The following is a 20,397-nucleotide window of genomic DNA, read 5'->3' as shown; positions in this document are numbered from 1 at the left end:
GTCACGCCCATATTGCTTATTCTCGTGTTATGTTAACTCTGGCCAAAATGCTTGATTTGCCACAATTAAGTCGTCTAAAATATCTTTTGCTACTTTAGCACTTGGCACCGTTTTCGATAATGTGATGGCCTGCCATAGTTTTTGATAGGACCCTTCTTCAAATGCTTCTACTACTAATTTTTCTACGCCCACTTGCTGCTCCATGAGACTTTTTTGGAATCTAGGAATCTCTCCAACTACTAATTTTTCTGGACCGCTGCTGCCAACGATACAAGGAATTTCGACCATGGCTGTTGGATCAAAGTTCCTAATGGCGCCATTGTTCTCTACGATCATCAGCATCCGTTCCTTTTTATTAAAAGCAATGGCTCGTGCCAAATCAACAATATAAGAAGCGTGCTCATCAATGGTCAGCTTTGTTTCCTTTGCAGTTCCTTTATCAATGATGGCCTGACATTCACTAAAAACAAAAGCTTCCCGCCCCTCCATCACTTCATTGGCACGCGTGAACTCAATATTTGAATGTGCCACTTCTTCATCTGGAAATAGATAGTATTTCAAATACGTATTCGGTACCGTTTTTGGATCAAGTGCTTGAATATCTTTGGCCTTTTTTAATGTGCTGTTCCAGCTCTTCTGCTGTTCTAGCTCAGATGTTCCATCTGTTGCATAACCATGCTGGCTTACATGCTTAATTACCTCAGGCATTAAGCTATTTCCAGCTTTATCTCGAATATCTGTCCACCAGCCAAAATGATTTAAACCATAGTAATCGACTTCTAGTTCTTTCCGCGAAGATAAGCCTAAATTTTTTGCAATTAATTCTTCGATACCAATTGGCATATCACATATGTTTAAAATCTTGGCATTCGGCCTTAGCTTACGTGTTGCCTCTGCTACTATCGCTGCAGGGTTCGAATAGTTTAACATCCAAGCTTCAGGTGAGTATTTTTCCATATAATCGACAAGTTCTAATACACCTGGAATGGACCGCATTCCGTAAGCTATTCCGCCTGGGCCGCATGTTTCCTGTCCGACGACTCCATGCTTCAATGGAATTTTCTCATCTAATTCACGCATTGCATATTTGCCGACACGAATATGTGCCATCACAAAATCGACTTGAGTAAAGGCTTCTTCTGGGTCCGTGCTTGCCAGTAATCGTACTTCTGCTGCTCGTTCTTTTAACATAATCTCACATGCATCTGCAATCGTCTTTTGTCTAGCTTCATCATTATCATAGAGTTTAATTGTATGAATTGGGAACTCCTCTAGATAGTCTAACAGCATCAAAATGATTCCCGGTGTAAATGTACTTCCGCCTCCAGCGATGGTAATATTAAATTTTTTCATCATATCCAGCTCCTTTTTCAATCTAATGAAAGTTTTGTCTCAAAGGACTCTCTTACTTGCGGTACACTTAAGCCAACAATGATTTGAATGCTTTGACCACTTTTCGCCATGCCGTGTGCCCGTTTATTTTTTGTAAAGTAGTCCCTATCTTTCACCAAGCTAGGGTCAATCACTGTAATACGCAGACGCGTGGCACAGTTTGTCACATCTTTAATGTTTTCTTTACCGCCAAGGCCTTCTAAGAAATAAACGGCTTTCTCTTCATACTCAGACGCATAAACGGGGCCTTCTTTTTGGTCATGACCTTTTTTATGAGCATTCTCATAATCTTGTTTTGTATATAGCCTCGTCTCCTCCTCGTGTTTTCGTCCTGGTAATGGAATATCAAATTTCACAATCATCCATCTAAAGATGACAAAATACACTGCTGTAAAGAGAAGTCCAATCATCGCTTGGATCAGATAAGTCCCTCCATGATTTGAAGAGAGCGGAATCCAGTTCAATGCAGCTATTTCAATAAGCCCGGAACCCATCATTCCAACAACACCAAACATATTCATAATTGTCACCATGGTCGCACCAAGAAGTGCATGTATCACAAATAAATAAGGCGCGAGAAATAGGAATGTAAATTCAAGCGGTTCTGTAATTCCGGCAAATATGGCTGTTAATGTGGCCGGTAATACCAATGCCAAAACCTTTTTTCTGTTTTCTTTCGGTGTAGAAAAATACATGGCTAAAGCTATCCCTAAACAGCCGAACATCTTAATATTCCCATGCAATAAAAATCCGTATGGATAAAGATCCTTCAAATCGGAAGTGGAGGACGCAAATTCATTTAAGTGAGCAATCCAATATGGTTTTAACCCCCCATTTACAGCCGCTGGACCAAACTCAAAAGGTGTATAAATAAAATGGTGAAGTCCTGTTGGAATTAACACCCTTTCCAAGAAATGAAACAGCCAGACACCAATATAACCAGACTGTGCCATAAACCCTTGAAGAGATTGAATCCCCTGCTGAACATAGGGCCATACAAAAGCAACGATAAAAGCAATAGGAATCATCACAAAGAATCCGATGATGACAACAAATACAAGCCCCTGGAAAATTCCAAGCATTTCAGGCAGCTTTTGATCATAAAAACGATTATGGATCCAAATGACGATTCCAGATATCATCACCGCACCAATGATACTTGTATCCAGCGTAGGTATACCCGCTATTTCTTTTACTCCCGCTACGTTTTCGGCACCTTGCGATAAATCAACGCCAAAAGTAGACGGCCAAAGTGTCAAAATAGCATGAATATAATTGTTAAATACAAGATAAATCATCAAAGCTGCGAGCGTCGCACGTGCTTGCGCTTTTTTTGCAAGTGAGATGGGCAATCCAATCACAAAGGCTAATTCCATATGATTGAAAATCGTCCATCCTCCGCTTTCAATCAGTGACCAAACCTTATACCACATCGTACCTTCTCCAGCCATTTCCCCCATAATCGCCGGATTCTTACATAAAGTCGCGAGGCCGACAACAATACCAAAAAACGCGAATAAAAGTACAGGAACTACCATAGCACTGCCAAACCGCTTGATTGCATTCATAAGCATAACCCCTTTGCTTGATCCATAACACCACTGTAAAGGGAGCGCTTACAAAAACCAATAGGTTTGACGTATTTAGAAATCAAGTTGTAACATTAGATTATATTTTCACAGGAAGAAAATATTTTCATGTTGGAGGGCACATCGCATGATACTCGACAAGCTGGTAAATGAATACTTCGAAGACTTAAATAAGAATGACTTGCACATTATTAAAACAATCCATGATCATCTTGAAGAAATGAAGACAATGAAAATTCAAGACCTTGCCCGTTATGCTCATACTTCCATCTCATCCATCCATCGGCTTGCTAAGAAAATAGGGTTCGACGGCTACAGTGACTTAAAGTCTTATGTGAAATTAAATGCTTTCACTGAAGAGACAACACAAGATTTAATGAAGCTGCTCGATCAAGATATCCAGCAGACAAGAAAATATATGGAGCAGCTGGACTTTCATCAATTAAATGTACTGATTGATCGTGCACCGTATATTTATATTTATGGGACAGGAACAGCACAGCTCGATTTGGCCAATGATGTACAGCGGCAGCTATGGTCACTGCATAAGAAATCTCAAGTATTACGAAGCAAGCGGGACTTAACAGATGGAATCATTGAATTTGGTGAGGATGACCTTTTATTTATCATTTCCTTATCAGGTGAATCGAAGAATTTAGATGAAATCATTCAATTGGTGAAAACAAGACATATCAAATTTATCAGCATGACCACTTTAAGGAATAATCTCCTTGCACAAAATGCCATGTTTAACATCTATGTAAGCAGCACCCCGTTTCCCTTATATAACAAAGTGGACAACTCCAGCTTTCTGCCATTTTACATTGTGGCAGATATTATCGTCAGGAAATTTAGTGAGTGGAAAGTGAACCAATTGAATAATAGGACTTAAACATAACTGGTACAGTTTTGGAGAGAGAATCCATATTGCTTCGCAAAAAAAGAGAGACTCTTTTGTCTCTCTCAAAAAATACTGTATAACAACGGTTTTAATGAAATATATCTACTCGCGGCTGCCTTTTCCTTTTCATGTTATTCAGCAGTATAATGCCCAGCAATCAGTTCATCAAACGAATCCGCTAATTTGAAATCCGTCTCATCTTCTAGATCAAAGTAGTGAATCGGCGGCTGCTCCTTTGTTTCTCTATAATCCAATGCAATCCACGTATGACCATCCCCACAAATGAGCACAAGTCCCTCAGGCAATTCCCATTCTTCTATTAAATAATCACTATCCATAATACCTTCATCTTTGGCAATTCCTCTTAAATGATCAAATGACACATGATCCTCTGCCCATCCATTCGGCTGATCTGTTGGAAAAGCATTATGCAATGTATACCCGCCATTTTGTTCGAGAATCAGTTGCTTATATGTATCCGGCAGGATGACGCCTAGCTTCTTTTCCGCTTTTGCAATGCCTTTCTCATTGATTTTCTTAAATGTTTCTTCGCTTTCTCTATCCCAAAATGGTTTCAAACAAAATACCTCCAATTGTTATTTCTATCTCATTTTACCATTTATAATAACTAGTTTAATAGTCCTATTTATAAAAAAAGAGAAGGGTTCCCCCTCCTCTTGTTGGTCATGATTGTTCTTGATTTCTCGCTTCAAATTCATCCAGCATTGCACGCACTTCACCTGTTGATGATGTGTTCATTAATTGATTTCTCAAGAAACTCGCTCCCCTGAATCCTTTCACATAAATCTTAAAGAAGCGGTGCAGTGCCTTGAATGGACGCAAACCTAGTGATGAGTATTGATCATGGAGATCAAGATGTAATCTTAAAAGACCGAGCAGTTCATCACTTGTATGTTCCTTCGGCTCTTTTTCAAAAGCAAATGGGTTATGGAAAATCCCTCGTCCAATCATCACGCCGTCTACTCCATACTGCTCAGCGAGCTTTAAGCCTGTTTGACGATCAGGAATATCACCATTGATTGTCAAAAGCGTATCAGGTGCTACTTCATCACGAAGTTTTTTAATTTCAGGAATGAGCTCCCAATGCGCATCCACCTGGCTCATTTCCTTTCTTGTGCGAAGGTGGATCGATAAATTCACAATGTCTTGCTCCAAAATGTGTCTAAGCCACCCGCGCCATTCATCGACTTCAGTAAAACCAAGTCTTGTTTTGACGCTGACAGGTAATCCCCCAGCTTTTGCCGCTTGAATCAGCTCTGCCGCAACGTCTGGGCGAAGAATCAAGCCGCTGCCCTTCCCGTTTTGCGTAACATTTGGGACAGGACAGCCCATATTAATATCAAGCCCCTGAAATCCTAACTCCGCCATTCCAATGCTCATCTGTCTAAAGTTCTCAGGCTTGTCTCCCCAAATATGAGCAACAATCGGCTGCTCATCCTCTGTAAAGGTTAAACGCCCCTTCACACTTTGAATACCATCAGGGTGGCAATAACTCTCACTGTTCGTAAACTCTGTAAAAAACACATCCGGTCTCGCCGCCTCACTCACAACATGACGAAACACAACATCTGTCACTTCTTCCATTGGTGCTAATATAAAAAATGGCCGCGGCAAATCACGCCAGAAATTTTTACTCATCTTTCATCCAATTCCTCTCATGACATAGCGCCTTATAGGGCATGTCCTTCTATAAAGTCTTTCAGCAATTTTTATCATTATATACTTTAGTAAGGATTCAACGCAAAACAAGGATAAAATGAACAAAATACTATCAGCACTTTATAAAATATCAAAAATTTGAGGAGACGTAAACGGCGTTCAAAAAGCTACTTCAGGGTAAACATGTCACGCGACGGGCAGCAGGTACAGCATCCGGCAAACTAATGAAAAGATATTCAAATAAAAAAGCCCTATGGAGGGGCTTTTTAAATTGTAATTGCCTTTTCTGTTACATGATAAGTGTTAGAAGTAATGATTTTATCAAGTGACCAACCGGCAGCGAATAACACAGAAAAAATTGTTAAACTGATAAATAACTTTTTCATCATAACGCCTCCGCCATTTTTAGTATTTGTTGTTGTGCTTTAATGGTCTTTTTTAGATATTCTCTATTCAATTCAAAATTCCCTTTTTGATAATGATAATCTGCGAGTTTTTCTGATAACTCCGCTTCATCTTGCCACAAACTTTTGCTTTCTAAATAACTGAGGCTTTCATTTACCTCCGATTCATTATATTCTTCAAACAGTGCATAAATGATTTTTAATTTAGCTATATATTCTTGATCGTCTGCAAAATTAGCTCTATTTAAGCCAATGGTGAAATAGTGGTTTCCTCTATCTTTTTTATCTTGTTCGTAGAATACCCAGGACAACATATAAAGTGTTCTAATTCCCGAGATCGTTTCGGCATGTTCTTTTATTTGAATTGAATTTAGAAATTCATTTTCTGCGGTTTCAATTTCTCCGGCTCTTTTTTTCACTAAACCTAAATTATGATGTATTACACCAATAATCCGTTGGGCTGTTTCCTCATTAAGCTCTTGAGCCAAGCTCAAGGCTTCCCTATAATAAGATTCTGCCTCATCTAAGCGGTATAAGTCGTACATATTCGCTCCAAATTTGATATTACAACCGACTACTTTTGCTTTGTAAAACTCGCTTGTTGAATACATTTCTTTTGCTTTTTCCAAATGGTTTAACGATACGAAATGTTGATCAATGCGATAATATGCATCAGCTAGTTTATAATGAAATTCCGCTCTTTCTATATCATCAGGTACATTCTTTAAATGTTCTTCAGCAATCTTATAAAAATTTATAGCAGCAACATAATTTTTGTGATGGAATTCGTGCATACCTCTAAAGAAGTTTGAATAGTAGTCAAGCGTTCCTTTGACATGAGGTTGTTTGTTCTCTATTTCTTTGAGTAAGTTGGGTAAAGTGGGGCGTTGTTGATTCATTTCAATAGGCTCAAGGCTCTCAAGCATGAGTCGATGCCTAAACTCCATTAATTGATAATAAAGTAGTAAATCTTGATCCTCTTCCATGTTCTCTATTTCTCTTTCAACCTGTTCTTTTAAAATCTCTGCATCCGGCACGTTGAATGTTCTTATAAATCTATACCAATCATTTATCAAGATACCAACTTGAGAAGAAAGAATTTTCCCCACTCCCGCTATCTACTTCCTTAATATCCCTTATAATGACACATATTATTATTTTTGGAATAACACCACACCGAAAAGAAACCGCAATAATAAAAAAGGACTCCCGAAAAGAAGACGAGTGATGAATAGGAATTTGCTAAAGATGAAAATATTTGAAGTCCAAATTTTTAATCCCGGTTATGCGGACAAACATAAATTGAGTGATGATTGTATGAATGTCTTGAATAAGAAAATTTATAGCTTCTTTACAAATCGAAAAACTATCAGAAGGGTCTTTATGATTAATTGACTTCAAATGACATAGAAATTTTTAACTATTTTATGATAAAAATGTTTGTTTTTGAATATTTTACATGTTAATGTTTGTAATAGGGAGGGTTGCTTATAGACTTATTGCATTCTGATTATAGATTTGATTGTGATGTAGGTATAAACTCTTGGAAAAAAATTATTAAGGGAGAGAGAAAAATGAAAAAATTGGTTCTTTTATTTGTGATTGTTTTTGCGACAATTGGATTATCTTTACCACAACAAGTATCTGCTCAAGAAACTCAAAACAATAGTCCTGAAGATCAGAGTGGTTTTACTAAGAAGCAACTAGATAAAGTGAAACAAAACATGCAGACTGAAGGAGTAGTATCTTTTGAGACTCAGGATAAGCTATTAAAGAAACTTGCTAGTGGGGAAGCTCTGGATTCTTTTGTTTTACCGGAAGAAAAAGCTATTGAAACTATTAAAAAAGAAACAGCTACTGGTTATGAAATAACTTACATTTTTTCTGATGGTTCCTATACTCAATCGGCTGTTGATGAACCTGGTTTTTCCACCCTAGCATATATCGGCATTGATGGAGGAAAGTGCCAAGGAGGGTCAGGTTACACTAACTGCTCAGGCAGGAATGTTTATTACAACAATAGTGGTACATTTTCATTGAGTTTTAAAGCCAGCTATTCAATTATCAAAGGTGGGTTTGATTCAATCTCTAGTGCTGGAAAGTGGAACATTTGGACAGTAACAGGTAGTTACAGTAATCCAAAGATGAGAATTATCAGAAAGAAAGAAACTGATTTCAAAAAAGCAGAAGCTAGGCTTTCAGCTACATTGGTTATTGGTGGAGGAATAGGCAGTATAACACGAAGTGTTTCCCTCATCGTAGGTAAAGATAAAGCTAAAGCACAGGGTAACACTTACTACTAAGATTATGGGGGTATCGAATGGCAGTCGGAGATATTGTGTTCCAAGCATTTGCTTATGGTATACCAACTTTAATTTTCATAGGGATTGCAATGTTTGCAATAAAAAAATATAAAAAAAGGTCAAGTTGACCAATGATAAAGAAAAAGACTGTCGATTTTTTCGACAGCATGCCCCCTCTAATTGAGGGGTTTTTCATTATTTCAACGCTTTTTCTAATACTGCTTTAGTCTTTGAACCATAGATGCCTTCAGCAGCAAGACCATGCATCAATTAAAATCATTTGACAATGGAATGCGGTGATCCATCATTAATTGGCGAATTAACCATTGAGCGTTCTCGACTGCCTTCTCAAAATCCCCGTCACTATTTGCACTAATTTCAATGCCGATCCAGTTCATATTGCCCGTGAGTGTGCCTCAATCCATGAGCCGTTATTCTTTTAGATTGATCTAGTTGATTCAATGCGTTTTCTGTGCAACGCGCATTCAGTCTATACACTTTATCAAACTGATCTTTAATTTTCCCATGCAAAGGAGTATTTGAGTTTGACAGGGAATATTGAGCTACTGAAAGATGATCAAAAAATAGCTATAGTGAGTACAAACACGCCCCAGCATTTAAAGTTGCTTTATATTACTTGATTAATAAACCCCCCCTTTTAATTTGCTTTTAAATGCCCCGCCATGCACGTTAACCAATCCAAAAAGAACTAGAACAGGTAGCGGCATAAAGTAGAGAAGCGTTACGTTCAGATCATATATTTCTTCTTATTCTAACTACAATGAATTTCCGCAAAAGATAATTCGAAAATATCTTTATTTTAACTTTTTTATATATAACCAATTATCCCTCTATCTAAATTTTCGGTTTTCATTTTTTGGAACATAAAGATGAATTCCAATTAAACATTGGATTATGTTCGAGCACCTCTATACAAAAAAGCTTGCAGACTTAATCTACAAGCTTAGGGTTCTTAATTTGTAAATGATTTATCTTTTCTAACTAGCAACGCACAGCACTCCACATGACTCGTATGCGGAAACATATCCACAGGCTGCACTTCCTCCGTCACATACCCTCCATCTTCAAGAATACGCAAATCACGAGCTAGCGTCCCAGGATTACAGGAAACATAAACAACTCGGTTTGGTTTCATCTTTAAAATGGTGTCAAGCAGTGCTTCGTCACAGCCTTTTCTTGGCGGATCGACGACGAGGGTGTCTGCTTTGATGCCTTCTTTGTACCAGTTTGGGATGACGGTTTCTGCTTCGCCGACTGCGAATTCAACATTATTGATTCCGTTTAAGGCAGCGTTTCGTTTTGCATCTTCAATTGCTTCTGGAACAATTTCAACCCCATAAACTCTGCCTGCTTTTTGTGCGAGAAATAAGGAAATCGTACCGATTCCGCAGTAGGCATCGATGACGGTTTCTTCGCCTTGCAGCTCTGCATATTCAAGCGCTTTGTCGTAAAGCACCTTTGTTTGAGCTGGGTTCACTTGATAAAATGAGCGGGCCGAAATGGCAAATTTGATGTCGCCAATCGTGTCATAAATGTATTCTTCTCCCCATAAAACGGTTGTTTCGTCTCCGAAAATGACATTTGTTTTCTTTGAATTCACGTTTTGTACAATTGACCGAACATGTGGGAAGCGTGCTATAATCTGCTCAATCACCTGCTGCTTTTGCGGAAAATCAGCCGTTTTAGTCACAAACACAACCATCATTTCACCTGTTGCAATACCGTAGCGAACCATCACATGACGCAGCCAGCCTTTGTGCCGCTCTTCGTTATATGCTTTGATGCCAAACGCATTGCATATGTCTTTTACTGCCTGCACCACTTCGTCGTTTTCTGACTGCTGAATCAAACATTTTTCCATATCAATGATTTCATGGGTACGCTGCTGATAAAATCCTGCAACAAGTCCGCCTTCGCGTTCGCCAATTGGAACTTGTGCTTTGTTTCGGTAATTCCAAGGGTCATCCATGCCGAGTACAGGATGAACTTTTACACGGCTCATATCAAGCTTGCCGATCCGCTCTAAAACGTCCTTTACTTGTTTCTGTTTAAAAAGCAGCTGGCCTTCATAGCTCATATGCTGAATTTGACAGCCGCCGCACTGCTTGTAAATGGGACATGGCGCATCTTGCCTGTGCTGACTTTCCTTTGTCAGCTCCATGAGTCGTCCAAAAGCAAATCCTTTTTTAACTCGTGTAACTTTGATTTGCCCTTGTTCGTCAGGAAGGGCATTCGGTACAAAGACAGGGAATCCTTCAATTTTTGCTACACCTGCACCTTCATGCGTTAAGTCTTCGAAGGTTACATTGTAGTATTCATTCTTTTCAACAGGCGGTTTCATTTTCACCAATTTTATCACCTCATTTGCAAAGAAAAACTTGGCCGCCATAAGGAACCAAGTTCAGTCTTCACCCTATTTTTTCAGCTGTTGCTTTTGGCACAATAAATTCAATATGGCGATACAGGTTTTCAAATTCACCTGGCAGCATGCCGCCGTATTCACCATCTAAATTTAATTGCATTTTATCTTTTACATCTACCTTCACGCGATTCGCTTTTGCGTAGATGACATTGTTATCATGAATATGCTCGCCTCTGAGTGCAAGGCTGACCACTCGAATGGCTTCTGCTAGATTGACCTTCTTTAGAATGATCAGGTCAAACATCCCATCATCTAAAATGGAATCTGGCGCTAGTTTTTCAAAGCCGCCTACTGAGTTTGTGAGTGAAACAAGAAACAGCATGATTTCTCCATGAAACAATTTGCCGTCATATTCAATTTCGACTTCTGTCGGGCGGATAGAAGGAAGCATCTCCATGCCTTTTAAATAATAAGCAAGCTGTCCAAGCATGGTCTTCAGTTTACTAGGCACCTCATAGGTGAGCTCTGTTAACCGGCCGCCGCCAGCAATATTAATAAAATAATGGCCATTGACTTTACCGATATCAAGCGGCTTCGCTACACCCTCAATAATGGCATCTGTCGCTTTCAAAACACCTTCTCGTGGAATTCCAAGTGCTCTTGCGAAGTCATTTGTTGTTCCAACTGGAATAATTCCTAGTTTTGGTCTTTTTTCAAGCGGTGCTAGTCCGTTGACGACTTCATTGATCGTGCCGTCTCCACCTGCTGCTACAATTAAATCAAAATCTCTCTGTGCGGCTTTTTCTGCTGCTTGCGTGGCATCTCCTGCACATGTCGTCGCATGACAAGAAGTTTCATAGCCAGCTTGTTCAAATTTTTGCAAAACCTGCGGTAAATTCTTCTTGAAGAGTTCACGCCCAGATGTCGGATTGTATATAATTCGAGCACGTTTCATTCATCATCATCCTATATTCATTATGCAATCTATTTTCACCACTAACAACCTTTAATTATACTATGAGATTTGAAAATGGCAACAAAACAACCACCTAATATGTGAAATCTCCTACCACATTTCCCGCAGCAAGAAAGCATTCTGATAAGATAAAAGAAAACGCTGTAAAGGATGATATGCGATGAAAAAGCCTGTCTATTTTAATCATGACGGCGGTGTTGATGACCTCGTCTCTTTATTTCTTCTCCTTCAAATGGAACATCTGAAAGTCATCGGAATGTCTGTGATTCCTGCTGATTGTTATTTAGAGCCTGCTCTCAGTGCATCTCAAAAAATCATTGATCGATTCAGCCCTTATGAAATGGAAGTCGCTGCTTCAACTTCTAGAGGCGTCAATCCATTTCCGAAGGAGTGGCGCATGCATGCTTTTTATGTAGATGCTCTGCCAATTTTAAACGAAAAAGGCACTGTTGATACAAAGGTGTCCAAGCTGCCAGCACACCTTCATCTGATTGAAACGGTTAAGAAGGCAAAAGAACCTGTCACCCTGCTCTTTACTGGTCCGCTCACAGATCTTGCACGCGCTTTAGAAGAAGATCCTTCTATCTCTAATAAAATTGAGAAATTGGTGTGGATGGGCGGCACGTTCCTTGAAAAAGGCAATGTTGAAGAACCCGAGCATGACGGGACAGCAGAATGGAATGCATTTTGGGACCCTTATGCTGTGAGCACTGTCTTTCAAGAACCGTTTCCTATTGAAATGGTCGCACTTGAGAGTACAAATCAAGTCCCGCTTACACTTGATGTACGTCAGCGCTGGGCTTCTCTTCGTTCTCATATTGGAATAGATTTTATCGGACAGTGCTACGCCTTTTGTCCGCCGCTCATTCATCATGAAACGAACTCGACGTATTACTTATGGGATGTGCTGACAACGATTACTCTTGCATCTACATCATTTACCCGTTCGAAAGAAGTTAATGCGATCGTTTATACCGAGACGCCAAAGCAAGGACGCACCGAAGAGCATCCAGATGGAAAATCAATTCAAGTGATTGACCATGTCGATCGTGATGCCTTTTTCCACGCATTTGAAGAGCTTATGAGAAAAGCTGTTTGTCAGATTTCAAAATAAAAAAAGCCCCGCCAATGAGCGGGGCTTCCTCTTATTCTTCTTCTGCGTACTTTTTCTTACGTCTAAACTTGCTTAACATTTCATACACGATTGGGACGATGACCAATGTGAGAAGTGTAGAACTTGTTAAACCGCCAATTACGGTTACGCCAAGTCCCTTTGATACGATCTGGCTTCCGCCTTCAAATCCTAATGCGAGTGGCAGCAGTGCACCAATTGTCGCAAGTGCCGTCATTAAGATTGGACGTAATCTTGTTGTACCAGCTTCAAGTAATGCTTCTCTTGTTGAGAGACCTTCTTTTTCTTTATGAATTACGCGGTCAATCAAGACAATGGCATTTGTTACAACGATCCCGATCAGCATGAGCAATCCAATCATGGCATTTAAGCTGATGGTTTCTTTTGCTATAAACAATCCAAGCAGTGCGCCAATAATCGTAAATGGCAGTGAGAAGAGAATCGCAAATGGTGCAAGTCCTCCGCCAAATGTGATGACGAGAACGAGATACACAATGGCAATCGCTGCAAGCATTGCAAGGCCAAGCTGTGTAAAGGATTCCTCAATATCCGCACTTACGCCGCCTGTGTCAATCGTTACGCCAGATTTTAGATCAAGCTTTTCGACTTTCTTCTGAACATCCTGCGTTACACTTGAGACGTCTTCTGTTGTCATGTCACCAGACACTTCTGCGTAGATTTTCCCATCACGTTTTGTCACTGTATTTGCTGTCGTACCATCTTTTACTTTGACGACATCACCAATACGGACTTCTTGCCCTGTTGGTGTGGTGATCTTTTTATTTTCTAAATCTTTTTTGCTCTTATATTCATCTTTTTCCGTTTGAAGCTTCACATCAAGTTCTTTGCCGTCCTCTGTGACTTTCGTCAGTGTTGTTTCACTATTTTGAGGTGCAATCGCTTGAGCGATTTGTGAAGCAGTTAGACCTAGTTTCGCTAGTTTTTCTTGATCTGCATTAAACGTATATTCGTCGTATTTCTCAGATAAGCTTGTGCTGACATTTTTCAGGTTTTTCTCATCTTTTAAGATGTTCTCAACATCTTTTACTGTGCCTTCAATATCACTTGCTTTATCCCCGTACACATAGTACGTCACCGTATTGCTTGCACCAGCAGATGAGAAGTCTTGTGATTTCCATTCCCCTTTAGATGCTTTATCTTGCAGAGCTTTGACCACGCGATCTTTTTCTTTATCAAAGTTTGGCGTGTCATCATCATATTGTACGAAGAATAATGCACCGTTAGAGTTACCGCCAACACTTGCTGTCATGGCATTTGAAGAGCCTAGTGAATACTGAACTGTATTGACATGATCACGTTTCATCAAATAATCTTCAGCTTTTTTCGTTTCATCAATTGCTTGCTCTCTCGTTTGTCCAGGCTCTGGCGTGTATGTCACCATGGCCGTTTTCTCTGCTTCCTGTGGTAAGAAGCTGACACCGACAAGTGGTGCTAAGAATAAGCTTCCGACAAGCATAAGAATGGCAATTCCTGATGTGATCCATTTATGGTTGAGTGTCCAATTAAGTACACGTCTATAACCGCCAGCAAGTTTGCTTGGTTTATGTTCTTTTACTTTTTTCGCTGTGCCGTAGAGATTCTTTTTAAATAGACTGTGTGCCATCATTGGAACAATTGTAATGGCGACAAGCAGTGAAGCAAGTAACGCAAACACAATCGTTAGGGCAAATGGGATGAATAGTTCACCAATCATTCCACCTACTAATGCTAACGGTAAGAATACTGCAATAGTCACAATAGTCGAAGACATAATCGGGATAAACATTTCTTTTGTGGCTTCTCTGACGAGTGCCTTGCCTTTTAATGGTTCATCCTTTAATGCCATTCGTCGATAGATGTTTTCTATGACCACAATCGAGTCATCGACAACACGCCCAATGGCGACGGTCATGGCACCAAGTGTCATGATATTTAATGTAATATCCAGCTGATTTAATAATAAAACAGCAATCAACAGAGATAACGGAATGGAAATGACCGAAATTAATGTTGATTTGATATCTCGAAGGAACAACATAATGATAATGATCGCAAAGATTGCTCCGATGATCGCCTTGTTCAGCATTGTGCTGACAGACTCTTTAATCGGTCCTGCTTGATCATATGTGGTGCTTACTTTGATGCCTTTGTTGTCTTTTTTAAATTTCTCAAGCTCTTTTGTCACTTCTTCTGCTACACTCACTGTGTTGGCATCAGAACCTTTAACAATTTGCAGACCGATACTGTCTTTTCCGTTCGTTCTAGAGATCGATTCTGCATCTTTTACGACTTTAATATCTGCTATCTCAGATAGCTTGATCGTCGGCAGCTCTACAGATTGACTGCTTGCTGCACCTGCTTGCTGCTGACTTGCACTTCCAGCCTGCTGCTCCGCACCTTGCGCACCTGGGTTTTCTGAGCCGTTAGAAGGTGCTCCAGCTCCAGCGCTTCCCGCACCGCCGCCTGCACTTGGTGTGACTGGAATACGCATGTTTTTCAAATCTTTGACGCTTAAAATATTGCCGTCCACGACAACTGATTTTTGTTTGTTGCCAAATGTGTATAGACCTAATGGTACATTCACATCAGAGCCTTTGATCATGTTTTGGACGGTATCTTCATCTAGACCGTATTCTTTCAATTTCTTTTGTTTAAACGAAAATTCTACTTCTTTGATTTGCTGTCCTGAAGTTTCGACAGAAAAGACACCGTCTAATCCTTGAAGTGAAGGAACGAGATCATTTTCTACTTTTTGTGTAAGGTCTTGTAATGATTCTTTATCACCAGAGACACTAAGAGCTAGGATTGGAATCGCATTAATACTAAAGCGTGCGATTTTAGGTTTTTCTGCATTTTCAGGGAAATCGATATTGCTAATCGCATCTTCAATTTCCTTTTTTGCTTCATCCATGTCTTTGTTGTAATCGTACTCGATTTGAATGGATGATGCATTTTCAAATGAATTAGAAGTGACCACGCTGACCCCATTGAGGTTTTGAATCGATTTTTCAATTGGATCTGTCACCTTATCTGATACTTCGTCCGGCGTTGCGCCAGGGTACGTTGTAGAAACCGTAATGACTGGCGTGTTGATATTAGGGATTGATTCTTGTTTCATATTCAATCCGGCATATAGACCAGCAACTGTTACGATAATCGTCATGAGCCATACAGCGAACTTATTCTTTAATACAAAATTGATGATCGAATTCATTATATCCTCCATTTTCCTTTATGTATTGACTGACTGGTCATTCTATATCATAATAAACGGTGATATACAATGCCGTCAACCATTTCACTTGCGTTTGACGTAACATTCTAAAGCTGAAGGGGCCTTATTTCATGAACGAAAAAAAAGAAAAAATCATTAAAGCAAGCATCCAATTGTTTGCGAAAAAGGGTTTTTCTTCTACGACCATTCAGGAAATTGCAGATGAATGCGGAATATCAAAAGGCGCATTTTATTTACATTTCAAATCAAAAGAACAGCTTTTCAACCGAGCGTTTGAATATTATATCGACACTTCGATGCAAACTATCGAAATGATTCGAAAAGAGAATCAGCATCTCGCGCCGAGAGAGATCTTTCAGAAACAAATCTCTGAACAGTTTCAGCATTTTGCTGAGAACAAGGATTTTATCATTCTGATCCTCAGCGAGAACATTATTCCGGAAAACCAGCAGATTAAAAAGTATTCAAAAACTGTGAAAAAGCAAATGAACGATGAAATTCAAATTTCCATCTTGACCACTTATGGACAGGAAATCGAACCATATATAACTGACCTGTCAGTCATGATTCAAGGAATTATCCAATCATATGTGCAGGTTCTGCTTTTACAGGATCAAATGAAATTATCATTTGATGAGCTCTCATCCTTTATACTCGAACGGTTTGATGATCTGGTTCACGGCTTGCTTCGTTCTCAGACGAAGCCGATTTTGAAGCAAAGCATTTGGGATGATGAAGCGCCGAGTGCTGCTTCCCTTCAAGAGGAGCTTCGCTTGTTAAAGCTTGAGCATCTGCTTTCAGATGATACCGTTGTATCCATTGAAGTGATTGAAGAAGAGCTGGCAAAAGCTGAACCTCGAAAGCCAGTCATCCAAGGAATGCTGACGAATTTAGAAAAGTGTGAGGAGCCTGCTGTTCTAAGAGCAGTGGAGCAATTGAAGCTGTTTCTTCAGTAACATGTCGTGCTGTTTTTCGATTTAGCTCACCTTTCCCCCTTCGAATGTGCACTTTCGCTTATGCTTCATTATAAGAAAAGATTCTCTAAATTGATATACGGCGGTGGTCTGAATCTATGTTAAGACCCTGTCATTTCAAGCAAAAAAACCGCCTATTTCATCAGGCGGTTTTTTTGAGATTTAGCGTTTTTTGATTTCTTCAAGGAGAATCTTGTTCACCATCGGCGGGTTAGCTTGGCCCTTCGATGCTTTCATGATTTGTCCGACTAAGAAACCAATCGCGCGGTCTTTACCATTTTTAAAGTCTTCAATGGATTGCGGGTTGTTATCAAGTGCTTCTGTGACAAGTTTGAGCAGTGCACCTTCGTCAGAAATTTGGACAAGTCCTTTTTCTTTGACGATTGTTTCTGCATCTCCTCCATTTTCAATGAGCTCTTTGAATACCTTTTTCGCAATCTTAGAGGAAATTGTTCCTTTTTCAATAAGCTTGATCATGCCAGCAAGTCCTTGCGGCGTTAGCTTTGTATCGTCCAGCTCTTTTTGAGCAGAGTTTAAGTAAGCAGATACTTCACCCATGAGCCAGTTCGATGCTTGCTTCGCTTCTGCACCTTCTGAAATGGTCGCTTCAAAGAAATCAGACATTTCTTTCGTCAGCGTGAGTACCATTGCATCGTATGCAGGGAGTCCAAGCTCATCGATATAGCGTTTGCGGCGCTCGTCTGGAAGCTCTGGGATCGATGCTCTTACGCGTTCTTTCCACTCGTCATCAATGTATAGTTCCACCAAATCCGGTTCTGGGAAGTAGCGGTAATCATCAGATCCCTCTTTGACACGCATCAGGATCGTCTTTTTAGACGCTTCGTCATAACGGCGGGTTTCCTGTTCAATCAAGCCGCCAGAAAGCAATACTTGCTCTTGACGCTTTTCTTCGAATTCAAGGCCTTTTTGTACGAAAGCGAATGAGTTCAAGTTTTTGAGCTCTGTCTTTGTACCAAACTCTTCACGGCCGATTGGGCGAAGAGAAATATTGGCATCACAGCGAAGTGAGCCTTCTTCCATCTTACAGTCAGAAACGCCTGTATATTGAATAATGGATTTTAATTTCTCTAAGTAAGCATACGCTTCTTCTGGCGTGCGAATGTCTGGCTCAGATACGATTTCAACAAGCGGTGTGCCTTGACGGTTGAAATCGACGAGTGAGTAACCGTCGCCTGTGTGCGTCAGTTTCCCTGCATCCTCTTCCAAATGGAGACGCGTAATACCGATTCGTTTTGTTTTGCCTTCTACTTCAATTTCAATCCAGCCGTTTTCACCGATCGGTTTATCAAACTGAGAAATTTGATACGCCTTTGGGTTATCAGGATAGAAGTAGTTTTTACGGTCAAATTTTGTATCTGTTGCGATTTCACAGTTCAGCGCCATGGCCGCTTTCATCGCAAAGTTCACCGCTTCTTTGTTCAGTACAGGCAGTACGCCAGGATATCCAAGGTCGATGACACTTGTTTGCGTGTTGGCAGCTGCACCAAAAGGTGTCGGCGAGCTTGAGAAAATTTTCGATTGTGTTTTTAGCTCTACGTGGACTTCAAGTCCAATTACCGTTTCAAAGTTCATTCTGATTCACCCCTTACAGTTCAGGTTTTGCTTTATGATGATCTGTTGCTTGCTCAAAAGCGTGAGCCACGCGGTACACTGTTCCTTCGTCAAAGTGCTTGCCGATGATTTGCAGTCCTAACGGAAGGCCATTTGCAAACCCACAAGGCACACTGATTCCTGGAACGCCTGCAAGGTTAACAGGGATCGTTAAAATATCGTTTGCATACATGGTTAGCGGGTCGCTTGTCTTTTCACCAATGTTAAATGCAGGAGTCGGCGTTGTTGGTCCTACAATGACATCATACTTTTCGAAAACATCTTCAAAGTCTTTTTTGATCAATGTACGGACTTTTTGCGCTTTTTTATAGTACGCATCGTAATATCCTGAGCTTAGCGCGAATGTACCAAGCATGATGCGGCGCTTCACTTCGTCTCCGAAGCCTTCAGAACGAGTATTTTTGTATAAATCAATCAAGTTGTCTGCATTATCTGTACGGTAGCCATAGCGGATGCCGTCAAAACGAGCAAGGTTTGCAGATGCTTCTGAAGAAGACAGTAAGTAGTAAGTCGCAAGCGCGTATTTAGAATGCGGAAGAGACACTTCTTCCCACGAAGCACCAAGTCCTTCTAATACTTTTAACGCTTGAAGAACAGATTCTTTTGCTTCCTCGCCAACACCTTCGCCAAGGTATTCTTTCGGCACAGCAATTTTCAAGCCTTTGATGTCGCCAGTTAATGAAGAAATAAAATCTGGGACATCGACATTTGCGCTTGTTGCGTCCATTTGATCGACACCAGCAATCGCTTGAAGAACATATGCGTTGTCCTCTACATTACGTGTAATCGGACCAATTTGGTCTAATGATGAAGCAAATGCGATTAATCCGTATCTGGATACACGACCATATGTCGGCTTAAGACCGACAACCCCGCAGAAAGATGCCGGCTGACGAATAGAACCGCCAGTATCTGAACCAAGTGAGAACGGTACTTCACCTGCTGCAACAGAAGCTGCTGATCCACCGCTTGATCCGCCTGGAACGGTGTTTAAATTCCATGGGTTTTTCGTCGCTTTGTAGCCTGAGTTCTCCGTAGAAGATCCCATTGCGAATTCGTCCATATTTAATTTACCGATTGTGACTGCTTCTGCGTCTCTTAAGCGGTTCACAACGGTTGCATCATAAATCGGATCAAAGTTTTGCAGGATTTTACTTGAAGCTGTTGTACGCAAATCCTTTGTAACAATGTTATCTTTCACACCGATCGGCATACCGAACAATAGGCCAAGCTCGTCCTTTTCACCAACTGCCTCGTCCAATTCCTTTGCATACGCACGTGCTTTTTCTTCATCCAGTGCAAGGAATGCTTGTACTTTCCCGTCTACTTCATTGATTCGTTTATAAGACTCGTCCACTAAATCAGAAACAGACAGTTCCTTTTTATGTAAAAGCTCTTTTAATTCAGAAATTTTGTGATCAAACAGTGACATGTCTCGGGCCTCCTTTAGTCCAAAATTGATGGCACACGAATATAACCGTCTTTATGATCAGGCGCGTTTTTGACGACTGCCTCAATGGAAAGACCTTTATTCGGAACATCTTCTCTCATGACGTTTTTCATTTTTAATACGTGTGTAGTAGGTTCAACGTTTTCCGTATCTACCTCGTTTAACTGCTCTGCAAATGAAATGATGCTATCAAGCTGTTCTGTAAACATCTCAGCTTCTTCTTCTGTAATCGCAAGCCTTGCTAAATGGGCAACGTGCTTGACTTCTTCTATTGAAATTCTTGACATGCAGGTTCACCTCCAAAAATGATGCGTACTCGTGGTCATGATCATAAGTCATATACACT

The 20,397-nt window shown here is 40.3% G+C and carries 14 protein-coding genes and 3 pseudogenes; 4 read left to right on the top strand and 13 right to left on the bottom strand.

Going from position 1 to position 20,397, the window contains the following annotated elements:
• Positions 1–27 precede the first annotated feature (27 nt).
• Positions 28–1,353, bottom strand: a complete 1,326-nt coding sequence (locus NSU13_RS03455) for a 6-phospho-alpha-glucosidase (protein ID WP_111927653.1) — start codon at positions 1,351–1,353, stop codon at positions 28–30.
• Between the two features lie 17 nt (positions 1,354–1,370).
• The gene (locus NSU13_RS03450; protein ID WP_335370548.1) at positions 1,371–2,960 is read right to left on the bottom strand and encodes an alpha-glucoside-specific PTS transporter subunit IIBC; all 1,590 of its coding nucleotides are present in this window, start codon (positions 2,958–2,960) and stop codon (positions 1,371–1,373) included.
• 148 nt (positions 2,961–3,108) lie between these two features.
• Here NSU13_RS03450 and NSU13_RS03445 point away from each other — a divergent pair, with 148 nt between their 5' ends.
• A complete protein-coding gene (locus tag NSU13_RS03445; protein ID WP_111927655.1) occupies positions 3,109–3,873 on the top strand; it encodes a MurR/RpiR family transcriptional regulator in 765 nt (254 codons plus the stop codon).
• Between the two features lie 143 nt (positions 3,874–4,016).
• Here NSU13_RS03445 and NSU13_RS03440 read toward each other — a convergent pair.
• The 3 genes and pseudogenes from NSU13_RS03440 to NSU13_RS03430 form a co-directional block, all read right to left on the bottom strand.
• A pseudogene (locus NSU13_RS03440) lies at positions 4,017–4,460 on the bottom strand (SMI1/KNR4 family protein); the annotation flags it as partial.
• Positions 4,461–4,566: 106 nt separating this feature from the next.
• Positions 4,567–5,541 carry a tRNA-dihydrouridine synthase gene (locus NSU13_RS03435; protein ID WP_111927656.1) on the bottom strand — a complete coding sequence of 325 codons (975 nt, stop codon included), beginning with the start codon at positions 5,539–5,541 and terminating at the stop codon, positions 4,567–4,569.
• A 406-nt stretch (positions 5,542–5,947) separates the two neighbouring features.
• Entirely contained in the window at positions 5,948–7,075 is a 1,128-nt protein-coding gene (locus NSU13_RS03430) for a Rap family tetratricopeptide repeat protein (protein ID WP_061110517.1), read from the bottom strand.
• A 465-nt stretch (positions 7,076–7,540) separates the two neighbouring features.
• On the opposite strand from NSU13_RS03430, the gene NSU13_RS03425 reads away from it, so the two are divergent.
• Entirely contained in the window at positions 7,541–8,269 is a 729-nt protein-coding gene (locus NSU13_RS03425; protein WP_211043999.1) for a hypothetical protein, read from the top strand.
• A gap of 195 nt (positions 8,270–8,464) precedes the next feature.
• On the opposite strand, the pseudogene NSU13_RS03420 reads toward NSU13_RS03425, so the two are convergent.
• The 4 genes and pseudogenes from NSU13_RS03420 to NSU13_RS03405 all read right to left on the bottom strand — a co-directional run.
• Positions 8,465–8,560 (bottom strand): annotated as a pseudogene (locus NSU13_RS03420) (peptidase M15); the annotation flags it as partial.
• Positions 8,551–8,676, bottom strand: a pseudogene (locus tag NSU13_RS03415) (N-acetylmuramoyl-L-alanine amidase); the annotation flags it as partial. The pseudogenes NSU13_RS03415 and NSU13_RS03420, both read right to left, overlap by 10 nt.
• Positions 8,677–9,242: 566 nt before the next feature.
• Entirely contained in the window at positions 9,243–10,637 is a 1,395-nt protein-coding gene (rlmD, locus tag NSU13_RS03410) for a 23S rRNA (uracil(1939)-C(5))-methyltransferase RlmD (protein WP_342489854.1), read from the bottom strand.
• A 61-nt stretch (positions 10,638–10,698) separates the two neighbouring features.
• Positions 10,699–11,607, bottom strand: coding sequence for a diacylglycerol kinase (locus tag NSU13_RS03405; protein ID WP_024424554.1), 909 nt, complete (start codon positions 11,605–11,607; stop codon positions 10,699–10,701).
• Between the two features lie 181 nt (positions 11,608–11,788).
• On the opposite strand from NSU13_RS03405, the gene NSU13_RS03400 reads away from it, so the two are divergent.
• A complete protein-coding gene (locus NSU13_RS03400; protein WP_342489853.1) occupies positions 11,789–12,742 on the top strand; it encodes a nucleoside hydrolase in 954 nt (317 codons plus the stop codon).
• Positions 12,743–12,773: 31 nt separating this feature from the next.
• Here NSU13_RS03400 and NSU13_RS03395 read toward each other — a convergent pair whose 3' ends face one another.
• Entirely contained in the window at positions 12,774–15,974 is a 3,201-nt protein-coding gene (locus tag NSU13_RS03395; RefSeq protein ID WP_342489852.1) for an efflux RND transporter permease subunit, read from the bottom strand.
• A gap of 131 nt (positions 15,975–16,105) precedes the next feature.
• Here NSU13_RS03395 and NSU13_RS03390 point away from each other — a divergent pair, with 131 nt between their 5' ends.
• Positions 16,106–16,951, top strand: coding sequence for a TetR/AcrR family transcriptional regulator (locus tag NSU13_RS03390; RefSeq protein WP_342489851.1), 846 nt, complete (start codon positions 16,106–16,108; stop codon positions 16,949–16,951).
• A 180-nt stretch (positions 16,952–17,131) separates the two neighbouring features.
• Here the strand turns inward: NSU13_RS03390 and gatB are convergent, their stop codons facing one another.
• The 3 genes from gatB to gatC are packed head-to-tail and all read right to left on the bottom strand — an operon-like array spanning position 17,132 to position 20,338.
• Positions 17,132–18,562, bottom strand: coding sequence for an Asp-tRNA(Asn)/Glu-tRNA(Gln) amidotransferase subunit GatB (gene gatB, locus NSU13_RS03385; RefSeq protein WP_024424551.1), 1,431 nt, complete (start codon positions 18,560–18,562; stop codon positions 17,132–17,134).
• A 13-nt stretch (positions 18,563–18,575) separates the two neighbouring features.
• Positions 18,576–20,033, bottom strand: a complete 1,458-nt coding sequence (gatA, locus tag NSU13_RS03380; RefSeq protein WP_342489850.1) for an Asp-tRNA(Asn)/Glu-tRNA(Gln) amidotransferase subunit GatA — start codon at positions 20,031–20,033, stop codon at positions 18,576–18,578.
• A 14-nt stretch (positions 20,034–20,047) separates the two neighbouring features.
• Complete coding sequence (gene gatC / locus NSU13_RS03375) at positions 20,048–20,338, bottom strand: Asp-tRNA(Asn)/Glu-tRNA(Gln) amidotransferase subunit GatC (protein WP_024424549.1); 291 nt, start codon at positions 20,336–20,338, stop codon at positions 20,048–20,050.
• Positions 20,339–20,397: the final 59 nt, after the last annotated feature.

The organism is Bacillus sp. FSL M8-0049 (genome assembly GCF_038593355.1).
Classification (GTDB): Bacteria; Bacillota; Bacilli; order Bacillales; family Bacillaceae; genus Bacillus; species Bacillus safensis.
Note: the sequence above shows the minus strand (reverse complement) of the source record. Positions and strands in the feature narration are given on the sequence as shown.

Bases quoted from the DNA above. Each gene is read 5' to 3' on its own strand.
- NSU13_RS03455 (WP_111927653.1), bottom strand. From the start codon at position 1,353: ATGAAAAAATTTAATATTACCATCGCTGGAGGCGGAAGTACATTTACA.
- NSU13_RS03450 (WP_335370548.1), bottom strand. From the start codon at position 2,960: ATGAATGCAATCAAGCGGTTTGGCAGTGCTATGGTAGTTCCTGTACTT.
- NSU13_RS03445 (WP_111927655.1), top strand. From the start codon at position 3,109: ATGATACTCGACAAGCTGGTAAATGAATACTTCGAAGACTTAAATAAG.
- NSU13_RS03435 (WP_111927656.1), bottom strand. From the start codon at position 5,541: ATGAGTAAAAATTTCTGGCGTGATTTGCCGCGGCCATTTTTTATATTA.
- NSU13_RS03425 (WP_211043999.1), top strand. From the start codon at position 7,541: ATGAAAAAATTGGTTCTTTTATTTGTGATTGTTTTTGCGACAATTGGA.
- NSU13_RS03405 (WP_024424554.1), bottom strand. From the start codon at position 11,607: ATGAAACGTGCTCGAATTATATACAATCCGACATCTGGGCGTGAACTC.
- NSU13_RS03400 (WP_342489853.1), top strand. From the start codon at position 11,789: ATGAAAAAGCCTGTCTATTTTAATCATGACGGCGGTGTTGATGACCTC.
- NSU13_RS03395 (WP_342489852.1), bottom strand. From the start codon at position 15,974: ATGAATTCGATCATCAATTTTGTATTAAAGAATAAGTTCGCTGTATGG.
- NSU13_RS03390 (WP_342489851.1), top strand. From the start codon at position 16,106: ATGAACGAAAAAAAAGAAAAAATCATTAAAGCAAGCATCCAATTGTTT.
- gatB (WP_024424551.1), bottom strand. From the start codon at position 18,562: ATGAACTTTGAAACGGTAATTGGACTTGAAGTCCACGTAGAGCTAAAA.
- gatA (WP_342489850.1), bottom strand. From the start codon at position 20,033: ATGTCACTGTTTGATCACAAAATTTCTGAATTAAAAGAGCTTTTACAT.
- gatC (WP_024424549.1), bottom strand. From the start codon at position 20,338: ATGTCAAGAATTTCAATAGAAGAAGTCAAGCACGTTGCCCATTTAGCA.